This is a genomic window from Gaetbulibacter jejuensis, assembly GCF_039524015.1.
Taxonomy (GTDB): Bacteria; Bacteroidota; Bacteroidia; order Flavobacteriales; family Flavobacteriaceae; genus Gaetbulibacter_B; species Gaetbulibacter_B jejuensis.
In genome coordinates, this window is record NZ_BAAAGF010000003.1 from 1 (window position 1) to 12,599 (window position 12,599).

Sequence of the window (12,599 nt, forward strand, 5' to 3'; positions counted from 1 at the left end):
TTAAGTGGAACTTACACAGAGTGTGGTGGAGAGTTAATGGTAACTTGGACATTTATGGATGATTGTCAAAGAGAGATTACAGCTACCAAAACAGTAACTGTATTACCAGCACCAGCAGCAGAGTTTGCACCAGTAGAAGATGAAGAGGTTACATGTGAAGAAGCTAATGTATACGAAGCTACATATTTATCTTACACTAATGATGCTGGAACAGAAGCTTGTTTAATTGAAGGTGAAGTTTTAGGAGAAATCTCTGGTGAATACAATGAATGTGGAGGAACATTAACAATAACATGGTTCTATAAAGATGATTGTGAGCGTGAAATCACAACTAGCAAAACAGTAACTGTATTACCAGCTCCAGTAGCTGAGTTTGATCAAGTAGATGACATAACTATTGCTTGTGAAGATTTAGCAACATATGAGCCAGCTTATTTAGCATACTCAAATGGAGGTACTGTTTCTTGTGAAATTAGTGGTGAAGTTCAAGGTGTTGCAGAGCCTTTTGATGGAAGCTGTGGAATGTTTGAAGTTAATTGGTCATTCACTGATGAATGTGGAAGAACGATTACAGCTAATCGTACTGTAACAGTTATCGATGAAACAGCTCCAGTATTAGTAGGTGAATTACCTGAAGGTATTTCTAATATTGATGCATGTTATGCTGATCACCCAACTGAACCAACTGAAGAAGAGATTGCTGCATTATTTGAAGACAATTGTGGTAATGTAAATGTTACTAAAACAGTTGTAAGTCTTGGTGATGATTGTGATTGGGCAGTTATGTTCAGATACGAAGTTCAAGATGATTGTGGTAATTTTGCAGCTCCAGTTAAAGTTTACTATAACGGAGGAGACAAAACTGCTCCTGAGTTAACAGGAACGTTACCAACTGGTGAAACAGGAATGGAGTTATGTTTTGATGAAATTCCAGAAGCACCAAAATCAAGCAACTTAGCTGAGTTATATACTGAAAACTGTAGTGAAGTTATCGTAACTGAATTAGAACCAGTTATTACTGGAGATAATTGCTACTGGACTGCAACTTATACTTACACAGTAGAAGATGCTTGTGGAAATAAAGCTGAGAACATTGTAATTTACTACCAAGGAGGTGATACTACACCACCAGTACTTGAAGGAGATGTTCCAATGGGTCAAAATTCATTAGACTTATGTATAGATTCTGATTTAGGAGAGCCTTCTGAGGAAGATATCGCTGCGTTATATTCTGATAACTGTTCAGAGGTAATCACTGTAAACAAAATAGAAAAAGTTTACGGGACAGACTGTGAGTGGATTAGAGTATTTGAGTACATAGCTATGGATGAATGCGGAAATGAGTCTGATATCATCAAAGTTAACTATCAAGGTGGTGATCAGTCACCTCCAGTATTTGACTTAGAATGTCAATTAGAAAGTTTCGAAATATTTACATCTAATGGAGCTGATTGTCCTGCTGAAGCTGGAATATCTCTTAACGTTGGAGATGAAATAGATGCATTCACATCATGGACTGTTGGTGGTGTTGAAATACTACCTATTGGAAGCTGTGTAAGTGATAACTGTACTGATCTTGGAGATATCATTATACGTGTTATCGGTAAAACTTCTACAGATGACAATTGTATCAATATGTTATCAATTTCATTTGAAGCTGAGGATGCTTGTGGAAAAATTTCTGAGCCATTTACTTGTACTTACAAAGTAATTGATGATGAAGCTCCTGAAGCACCTGCAGATGAAGAATTTACTTATGAGTGTACAGATGATGTGCCAGAAGCTATTGACTTAAAAGCTATCGATGCTTGTCAAGGTGAAATAGAAGGTGTGTTTAGTGAAACTAGTGATGGGCAAACTTGTCCTGAAACAATCACTCGTACATGGACATATGATGATGGATGTGGAAATGTTTCTGTAACTACTCATGTTATTACAGTGAATGATGTTACTGCTCCAGTATTAGAGTGTCCTGAAGATGTTGATTTTGGTGTAGTAACTGAAACTCCAACAGGATTTGCTGATAAAGCATTTTATACAGATAACTGTATAGCTGATGGCGCAACTCATGATTATACTGATAGTGAAATAACTGAAACAGTTAATAGTTCTTCAGTAGAAGGTGAATATATCTTCACTTTTGAAGAAGGTTACTTATTAAATTTAGGTAATGCTCCTACAGGAACTTCTAATGGATATCCACATTATACAGGTATTATTACAAGCCCAAGTGGAGATGTGTTACCTAACTATGGAACTATTTTAGTAGTGTACAATCCAAATAGTGGTGAGTATGACATTCTTCAAGACTTTGGACAAAATGATATTCAACCAGCTGGAACTGCAGATGCTGATGCATTTGACGGATGTGATGCGGCAGCTTGGACATTTACATCTAACACTGGACATAACAAAGCATTTACTTTAGAGTGCCCAGTATATTCAAGTTCTGTAACTTACACATTTACTCGTACATTTACTGCTGCAGATGATTGTGGTAACGAAGATGAGTGTAGTGTAACTTACACATGGACTATTGAAGTAGGTTGTGATGAAGAAGCTCCTGTTATTGAGTGTTCAGACGACGCTAACTTTGGTGAGAATCCAGATTTAGATAATAATGGTGTTCCTTATGGTGTAGCTACAACAGCTAACTATACTGATAACATGGATGAAGATGGAGTAACTACTACATATACTGATGAATTATCATCTGAAGAGTACTATGGAGAGTCTACTAATTTTGATATCTCATGTATACAAAATGGTTCACTGTTTGCGCTTGTTCATTTCGAAAGAACTGGATATGCTGAAGATGGTTATGCAATATATGCTGATGGTTATAGAGAAGATTATCCACAATATACTTATGATTTATACTACAATCATTCAACTAATAGATGGGAAGTATATGAATATGATAATGGTTATCTTTTAGGTCTAGTTTGGTATAATGTTACTGAAGATACTGCTCCTTCATGTAATCCATCAGACTGGGATATTGATGGTAGTGTATGTGACGGAATTTATGTTGATTGCGGTTACTACTATCTTGACTATACAGAGTATACATTAACTAGAACTTTCACTCAAACGGATTCATGTGGAAATGAAGGAGAATGTTCAGTAACCTATACTTGGGTTGAAGGTACAGAAGCTGAAAACAGACAAAGTAATGAGACAACTTACTCTACTACATCTAATGGTGCACAAATCTATGCAGGTGAAGTATCAGAGGAAAGGGTAAGTGAAGCTCTAGACTTTACAGCTTATCCAGTACCATTTGACAAAGAAGTTAATATTTCATACACATTTGACTTTGAAACTAATGTAACTATTGAGTTATTTGACACTAAAGGATTACTAATCTTAAGTGATACTAATAACAGATACGTTGCTGGTTCAAAAGGAAATACTAGATTTGATTTATCTAGAACGTCTAACCAAATGTTCTATGTTAAGTTAACAACTAGTCAAGGTTCAGTAACTAAGAAGATTGTGTCTTCATCAGTTAAGAGACATTAATTATTAGGCAATAGCCAAATAAATGTTGATAGAAAAAGGCAGCTAGAAATAGCTGCCTTTTTTATTTGTGTATATTCAATATATTAAACTCTATGGTAGCTGTATTGGTAGTTACACTTTATTCAAATGCCCTTTCAAAGCAATAGTGTATTAATGATTATTAAAGTATGTACTAAGATGTTTGTACATAAACCTAAACCATAATAAGGTTTCATTTAGATAAGGTTACGTTTAAGGTTTATTGCTTTAATATAGTTTCACTACAAGACATAAAAAAAGCTCATTTATTATAATGAGCTTTTAGTTTTATATATTAAAGAATTAAGATTCCTCAGAGTGTTGTTCGGACTTTTCAATAGTTATGGTTAGTTCATTTGTTTTAGAGTCTAAATCCATTAAAATTGTGTCGCCTTCATGTAATTGAGAATTGATAATTTCTTCAGCTAATGCATCTTCAATGTATTTTTGAATGGCACGCTTTAATGGTCTTGCACCATAATCTTTATCAAAACCTTTTTCAGCAATATAGTCTTTAGCTTTATTACTTAATTTAAGATCGTAACCAAGATCTTTAATTCTAGCTATTAGTTTTACTAGTTCAATATCAATAATCTTATCTATATCTTCTTTTTCAAGAACATTAAATACCATTACATCATCAATCCTATTTAAGAATTCAGGAGCAAAAGCTTTTTTAAGTGCATTTTCTATAATGCTTCTAGAGTTATCTTTAGCTTGAGATTCTTTAGCTGATGTACCAAAACCAACACCTTGTCCAAAGTCTTTAAGTTTACGAGCACCAATGTTAGAAGTCATTATAATAATGGTATTTCTAAAATCGATTTTTCTACCAAGACTATCAGTTAAATAGCCATCATCCAATACTTGTAGTAACATATTAAATACATCTGGATGCGCTTTTTCAATTTCATCAAGAAGCACTACAGCATAAGGTTTGCGTCTTACTTTTTCAGTTAGTTGTCCACCTTCTTCGTATCCAACATAACCAGGAGGTGCTCCAATTAATCTAGAAATAGCGAATTTTTCCATGTATTCACTCATGTCAATTCTTACAAGTGCTTCTTCGCTATCAAATAACTCTCTAGCCAATACTTTAGCTAATTGCGTTTTTCCTACACCTGTTTGACCTAAAAATATAAATGACCCAATAGGCTTGTTAGGATCTTTAAGTCCAGCACGATTACGCTGAATAGCTTTAACAACTTTTGAAACAGCTTCATCCTGACCAATAACCTTACCTTTTATAAGTTCAGGCAGTTTAGCTAATTTGTTACTTTCAGTTTGAGCAATTCTATTAACAGGAATTCCAGTCATCATAGATATTACATCTGCAACGTTATCTTCAGTTACAATTTCTCTATGCTGCTTGGTTTCTTCTTCCCATTTTTCTTGTGCAATGGCAAGGTCTTTTTCTAAACGCTTCTCGTCATCTCTAAGTTTTGCAGCTTCTTCATATTTCTGCTTTTTAACCACAGAATTTTTAGTAGCCTTAACTTCTTCAAGCTTCTTTTCTAATTCAAGAATTTGCTTAGGTACATCAATATTGGTAATATGAACTCTAGAGCCAGCTTCGTCTAAAGCATCTATAGCTTTATCTGGAAGGAAGCGTTCAGTCATATACCTATTAGTTAATTTTACACAAGCTTCAATAGCTTCAGGTGTATAATCAACATTATGATGGTCTTCGTATTTTTCTTTAATATTGTTTAAAATCTCAATGGTTTCTTCAACGCTAGTAGGCTCAACAATTACTTTTTGAAAACGACGCTCTAAAGCACCATCTTTCTCGATGTATTGTCTATACTCATCTAGTGTTGTAGCACCAATACATTGAATTTCACCTCTTGCTAAAGCTGGTTTAAACATATTTGAAGCATCTAAACTTCCTGTAGCTCCTCCAGCTCCAACTATGGTATGAATCTCGTCAATAAAAAGTATGATGTCGTCGTTTTTTTCCAACTCATTCATCACAGCTTTCATACGTTCTTCAAATTGCCCACGGTATTTTGTGCCAGCAACTAAACTAGCTAAGTCAAGCGTTACAACACGTTTGTTAAAAAGTATACGAGACACTTTACGTTTTACAATACGTAAAGCTAACCCTTCAGCAATTGCAGATTTACCTACTCCTGGTTCTCCTATTAAAAGCGGGTTGTTCTTTTTACGTCTGCTTAATATTTGAGATACACGTTGTATTTCTTTTTCTCTTCCAACAACAGGGTCAAGTTTACCATCTTCAGCAAGTTCAGTAAGGTCTCTTCCAAAATTATCTAAAACAGGTGTCTTAGATTTTTTTGTTGTTTTTGATGAAGATTGTCCAAAAGGGTTTTGTTTAGAATCATCCTCGTCGTTAATATCATCGTCTGAAAAAGACTCAGCTTTTGGCGATTCTATAAAATCATCCTCGTTTGTAATCATAAATTTAAATTGTTCTTTTACGTTATCATAATCTACTTTAAGCTTATTTAAAAGCTTAGTAGTAGGGTCATTTTCGTTTCTTAAAATGCACAATAATAAATGTGCAGTATTAATTGATGTGCTTTGAAATAATTTAGCTTCTAAAAAAGTAGTCTTTAAGGCACGTTCAGCTTGCCTAGTTAAGTGTAGGTTTTTCTTTTCGTTAGAAGCAGATGATATATTTGAATTTGCAGGGCTTAATATTTCTACCTTGCGCCTTAGATGATTTAAATCAATTTCTAAAGCTCCAAGTATATCTATCGCTTTTCCGTTACCATCACGAAGTAGCCCCAACATTAAATGTTCGGTACCTATAAAATCATGTCCAAGGCGTAATGCTTCTTCTTTACTGTAAGCAATTACATCTTTGACTCTTGGGGAAAAATTATCATCCATGTTTAAAATCCTTTCTGCATTAAAAATAATAAAAACAAATAGATAATGTCAAAAACTATACCTTAAATGTTTTTATAGTAGCTAATAGAGTGAAAAAACTTCAAAAGTTCAAAACATTTAACAGCATACTTATTAACTAAAATAGTAGGTAATATTGTTAATAAAAAATGTCAAAAAAGGTGCTTAAAGGTGGCTCAAACACTATCAAAATACTTATATTAGCACGATTTGAAAACCTACAAAATTCTAATAATTTTTATATATGGCAGAAGGAGAAAAACTCATTCCAATTAATATTGAAGATGAAATGAAGTCGGCTTACATTGATTATTCAATGTCAGTCATTGTGTCACGTGCATTACCTGATGTAAGAGATGGTTTAAAGCCTGTACACAGACGTGTTTTATATGGAATGCATGAACTAGGTGTTAGATCTAATACCGCACATAAAAAATCGGCAAGAATAGTTGGTGAAGTTTTAGGTAAGTACCATCCTCATGGTGATACCTCTGTTTATGACACTATGGTACGTATGGCTCAAGAGTGGAGTTTGCGTTATATGCTTGTTGATGGTCAAGGAAACTTTGGTTCTATAGATGGAGATAGTCCTGCAGCAATGCGTTATACTGAAGCGCGTATGCGTAAAATATCTGAGGACATGTTGGCAGATATTGACAAAGAAACTGTAGATCATAAATTAAATTTTGATGATACTCTACAAGAACCAACGGTTCTTCCAACAAGAATACCAGGACTTTTAGTTAATGGAGCATCTGGTATTGCAGTTGGTATGGCTACAAACATGCCTCCACATAACTTAAGTGAAGTTGTAGATGGTACTGTAGCTTATATAGATAATAATGATATAGAAATTGATGAACTAATTACTCATATTAAAGCACCAGATTTCCCTACAGGAGGAACTATTTATGGTTATGATGGTGTTCGTGAAGCTTTTAAAACTGGTCGTGGGCGTATCGTAATGCGTGGTAAAGCCAATATTGAAGAAGTTCAAGGTAGAGAATGTATCATTGTATCTGAAATTCCTTATCAAGTGAATAAAGCAGATATGATAAAAAAAACTGCTGATCTTGTAAATGATAAAAAGCTTGATGGTATTTCAACCATACGTGATGAGTCCGACAGAAATGGTATGCGTATCGTTTATGTACTTAAGCGTGACGCTATTCCTAACATTGTATTAAATAAGCTTTATAAATACACTGCGTTGCAGTCTTCTTTCAGTGTAAATAATATTGCACTAGTAAATGGTAGACCGCAATTACTAAACTTAAAAGAGTTAATCCATCATTTTGTGGAGCACAGACACGATGTAGTTGTACGTCGTACTACTTATGAATTGCGTAAGGCAGAAGAGCGTGCTCATATCTTAGAAGGGTTAATTATAGCTTCTGATAATATTGATGAAGTTATTGCATTAATTCGTGCATCTTCAAATGCTGATGAAGCTCGTGAAAAGTTAATTGAACGCTTTAAGCTTTCTGAAATACAAGCTAAAGCAATCGTAGAAATGCGTTTACGTCAATTAACAGGACTGGAGCAAGACAAGTTACGCTCTGAGTATGATGAATTGATGAAAACCATAGAAGACTTAAAAGATATTCTTGACAAAAAAGAGCGTCGTATGGATATCATTAAAGAAGAGCTTCTTGTTGTTAAAGAAAAGTATGGTGATGAGCGTCGTTCAATAATTGAATATGCAGGAGGAGATTTAAGTATCGAAGATATGATTCCTGATGAGCAAGTAGTAATAACTATTTCTCATGCTGGTTACATTAAGCGTACATCGCTTACTGAATACAAAACTCAAAATAGAGGAGGAGTTGGTCAAAAAGCTTCAACCACTCGTAATGAAGATTTCTTAGAACACCTTTTTGTTGGTACTAACCACCAATACATGTTGTTCTTTACCCAAAAAGGAAAATGTTTCTGGATGCGCGTTTACGAAATTCCAGAAGGTAGTAAAACATCTAAAGGTAGAGCAATTCAAAACCTAATAAATATTGAGCAAGATGATAAAGTAATGGCTTTCATTTGTACTCAAGATTTAAAAGATGAAGATTACATTAATAGTCACTATGTAATAATGGCGACTAAAAATGGTCAGGTTAAAAAGACAGCTTTAGAACAATATTCTAGACCTCGTACTAATGGTATCAATGCCATTACTATTAAAGAGGATGATGAATTGCTAGAAGCAAAATTAACTACAGGAAACAGTCAAGTTATGCTAGCCTTAAAGTCTGGTAAAGCAATTCGTTTTGAAGAAGCTAAAACAAGACCAATGGGTAGAAATGCATCTGGAGTTCGAGGTATTACTTTGGCTAACGATAAAGATGAAGTAATAGGTATGGTTGCTATTGAAAACCCTATGGAAGAAACAGTTCTTGTTGTTTCTGAAAACGGTTATGGAAAACGTACATACATTGATGATCCTGAAGACGGAGAAGCAGTTTACCGAATCACCAATAGAGGAGGTAAAGGGGTTAAAACAATTTCTATTACTGAAAAGACAGGTCATTTAGTAGCAATTAAAACAGTTACTGACGATGATGACTTAATGATTATCAACAAGTCAGGAATAGCAATTAGGTTAAGTGTTTCTAACTTAAGAACTATGGGTAGAGCAACTCAAGGTGTTAGGTTAATTAACTTAAAAGGAAACGATTCTATTGCTGCTGTTGCCAAAGTAATGAAAGATGAAAACGAAGAAGAAATTGACTCTGAAGTTGAGAATTCAGAAGCTCAAACTGAAGATGGCACAACTCTTGATAATTCACAAGACGAAAACAATTAATAACACTAAACATTAACTAAAAATGAAAAAACAAATAGTAGTTGCTTTAGCACTTTTACTAGGTTCTTTTACATATGCACAAAAGGATGAAATAAAAGCAGCTGAAAAGGCAATTAAATCTGGTAATTATGCTGATGCTAAATCGGCTATTAATTCTGCAGAAGCTTTAATAGCAAATGCAGATGATAAGACCAAGGCTAAATTTTACTTTATAAAAGGTCAAGCATTGTATGCTAATGGTAATAGTTCAGATGCTGATATGGATGCTGCAATTGAGAGTTTTGATATGGTTAAAACCATTGAAGAACAATCTGGAAAATCAAAATACTCAGGCGATGTAGATGAAATTAAGCAATCTATGTTATCTAAATTTTTAAGTGCAGCTAACAGTGCCTTAGAAAAGAAAGATTATATCAGCTCATCTAAAGGTTTTGAAAAAGCATACAAAATGTCTCCAAAAGACACGCTTTATCTGTATTACGCTGCATCTACAGCTGTAACTGCAAACGATTATGAAACATCTTTAAAGTATTATGAAGAGCTAAGAGATTTAGGGTATTCTGGTGTTGAAACAAGATATGTTGCAGTTAACAAAGAGACCAATGAAGAAGAAACTTTTGACACAGCTACGTTGAGAGATATTTCTGTAAGAGCAGGTTCTCATATTAAGCCTGGAGTTAAAAAAACTGAGTCAAAATCTGCAGAGATCATTAAAAACATTGCATTAATTTATGTAAATAATGGTGATAATGAAAAAGCTGCTACTGCAATAAAAGATGCAAGAAAAGAAAACCCAGATGATTTAAGTCTTTTGTTAACTGCAGCAAACGTTCAGTTAAAAATGGGAAATAAGGAAGAATTTAAAAAACTGATAGAAGAAGCAACTTTAAAAGATCCTGATAATGCTGAGTTACAATATAATTTAGGTGTTATCGCTGCTGATGCTGGAGATATAGATGCTGCAAAAAAATATTACTCTAAAGCTCTTGCATTAAACCCTGGTTATGTTGACGCTAATAATAACATGGCTGTAGCAATATTAGGTGAGGAGCAATCAATTATTGAAGAGATGAACTCTTTAGGAAGTTCTGCTGCTGATAATAAAAGATATGATGAACTTAAAGAAGCACGTTTAAGTATTTACAAAGAAGCTGTTCCTTATTTAGAGGCTACCTTAAAGCTTAAACCAAAAAATATTGATGCTGCTAAAACATTGATGCAAATTTACAGCGCAATTGATAATACTGTGAAGTTTAAAGAAATGAAAGCTTTAGTTGAGAAACTTGAGAGTGGAAACTAAACATCAGTAATAAACATAAAAAAGCCGCTAATTAATTAGCGGCTTTTTTTATATAATCTTTTTAATAACTCTTAGTTTATGTGTGTGAATGCGTCTATCAGTATTATAAATACCACTATGGTCTAACCTGTCAATTCTTACTTTTCCATGAGCATGGATAATGTAGTTGTTTTCCATAATAATACCTACATGTACAATGTTGCCTTCATCATTATCAAAAAAAGCTAAATCTCCTGGTTCACTTTCTTCAATGAAGCTTAAAGCTTGACCTTGTGTTGCTTGTTGAGAAGCGTCCCTTAATAGTTTATAACCATTTAGCTTATAAACCATTTGAGTAAACCCTGAACAATCGATACCAAAAGGTGTTTTTCCTCCCCATAAATAAGGAGAGTTTAAGTATGTAAATGCTGTTGAAATTAAATTTTCCTTAGGAGTTACTTTGTCTATAACATTTCCGTCATGCGAATGATTAAGAATGGATAGTCCGTTTAAGCAAGAACCTATAGGAATAGTAAAAAGGTTTTTAGCATCATCTTCTACGAATTCAACTAAATCAGAAGAAAGGATAGGGGTTTGACTTTCTAGTGTTGAGTAAGATTCATTATCAATCTCAACATATTGTTTATTGTCAATCCATCCTTCATATTTATCATGAGCTAGACGAATTCTACTCCAAAACTTACGTTGTTCTAAAACTTTAAAGAATTCTCCATACAACACTTGAGAAACCAACTCACTTTTATCTGATGGCTCAAGTCTAAGAGGGATAATGCTTAAATTACAAATTCCGTATTGCATTAAATGTATTTAGTTGCGTTCAACTACAATTGCCGATGCACCACCACCACCATTACATATAGCTGCAGCACCAATTTTTGCATTGTTTTGTTCTAATACGTTTAAAAGTGTAATTATAATTCTAACACCAGAGCACCCTAATGGATGACCTAAAGATACAGCACCTCCATTTACATTTACATTACTATCATTCAACCCAAGAAGTTTAATGTTAGCTAAACCAACAACCGAAAATGCTTCGTTAAATTCAAAAAAGTCAACATCGTCAATAGCAATACCAGCTTTATCTAAAGCTTTTGGTAAAGCTTTTGCAGGAGCTGTAGTAAACCATTTTGGTTCTTGTGCAGCATCAGCGTAACCCTTAATAGTCGCTAAAGGTTTTAAACCTAAAGCATCAGCTTTTTCTTTACTCATTAATACCATTGCTCCAGCACCATCATTAATGGTTGATGCGTTAGCAGCTGTTACAGTTCCATCTTTTGAAAAAGCAGGACGTAATGCAGGTATTTTTTCCATTTTTACATTAGTAAATTCTTCATCTTTACTAATAACTATTGCATCTCCACGACGTTGAGGCACTTCAACAGGAACAACTTCATTATCAAATTTTCCTGCTTCCCAAGCAGCAGCAGAACGTGTGTAAGATTGAATTGCATAAGCATCTTGGTCTTCACGTGAGAAACCGTATTCAGTAGCACATGCATCAGCACAAACTCCCATTGCATTTTGGTCGTATGCATCTACTAAACCATCTTTTTGCATTCCATCTACTAATGAGGCAGGTCCAAATTTAGTACCAGTTCTTGCATGTAAATAGTGAGGTATTAGGCTCATGTTCTCCATTCCACCAGCAACAACAATATCAGCATCACCTAGAGCTATAGATTGAGCAGCTTGCATAACAGCTTTCATACCTGAAGCACAAACTTTGTTTACGGTAGTACATGGAACAGAATCAGGAATTCCAGCAAAAATTGCGGCTTGTCTTGCTGGTGCTTGACCAGTTCCTGCCTGTACAACATTTCCCATTAAAACTTCATCAACTAATTCAGGTTTTAAATTTATTTTATCTAGTGCGCCTTTTATTGCTACAGCTCCTAGTTTTGGAGCTGGTATTGTAGATAAACTACCTAAGAAACTACCTATTGGAGTTCTTGCTGCAGATACAATTACTACCTCTTTACTCATTATAATATACGTTTGTTTTTTATAGGTGTAAAATTAATCATTTTTTTGTAGAGTTAAGAATGAAAACACTATTATAAAACTAATATTACTTTCAAA

Annotated in this window: 6 protein-coding genes; 3 read left to right on the forward strand and 3 right to left on the reverse strand. The window is 34.1% G+C overall.

The window, feature by feature from the left end; translation table 11 throughout:
* A partial coding sequence (locus tag ABD011_RS09655) for an HYR-like domain-containing protein (RefSeq protein WP_343797835.1) occupies positions 1-3,525 on the forward strand: 3,525 nt, incomplete at its 5' end.
* Positions 3,526-3,846: 321 nt separating this feature from the next.
* Here the strand turns inward: ABD011_RS09655 and ABD011_RS09660 are convergent.
* Positions 3,847-6,399: an ATP-dependent Clp protease ATP-binding subunit gene (locus ABD011_RS09660; RefSeq protein ID WP_131506601.1), complete on the reverse strand. Its 2,553-nt coding sequence runs from the start codon at positions 6,397-6,399 to the stop codon at positions 3,847-3,849.
* A 262-nt stretch (positions 6,400-6,661) separates the two neighbouring features.
* Between ABD011_RS09660 and gyrA the strand changes: the two genes are divergently transcribed.
* Positions 6,662-9,217 carry a DNA gyrase subunit A gene (gene gyrA, locus ABD011_RS09665; protein ID WP_129759972.1) on the forward strand — a complete coding sequence of 852 codons (2,556 nt, stop codon included), beginning with the start codon at positions 6,662-6,664 and terminating at the stop codon, positions 9,215-9,217.
* Positions 9,218-9,239: 22 nt separating this feature from the next.
* Positions 9,240-10,517: a tetratricopeptide repeat protein gene (locus ABD011_RS09670; protein WP_131506602.1), complete on the forward strand. Its 1,278-nt coding sequence runs from the start codon at positions 9,240-9,242 to the stop codon at positions 10,515-10,517.
* Positions 10,518-10,565: 48 nt separating this feature from the next.
* On the opposite strand, the gene ABD011_RS09675 is transcribed toward ABD011_RS09670, so the two are convergent.
* Together ABD011_RS09675 and ABD011_RS09680 are read right to left on the reverse strand one after the other, a co-directional pair.
* Positions 10,566-11,315, reverse strand: a complete 750-nt coding sequence (locus ABD011_RS09675; protein WP_343797839.1) for a C40 family peptidase — start codon at positions 11,313-11,315, stop codon at positions 10,566-10,568.
* A gap of 9 nt (positions 11,316-11,324) precedes the next feature.
* Positions 11,325-12,503, reverse strand: a complete 1,179-nt coding sequence (locus ABD011_RS09680; protein WP_343797841.1) for an acetyl-CoA C-acyltransferase — start codon at positions 12,501-12,503, stop codon at positions 11,325-11,327.
* Positions 12,504-12,599 lie beyond the last annotated feature (96 nt).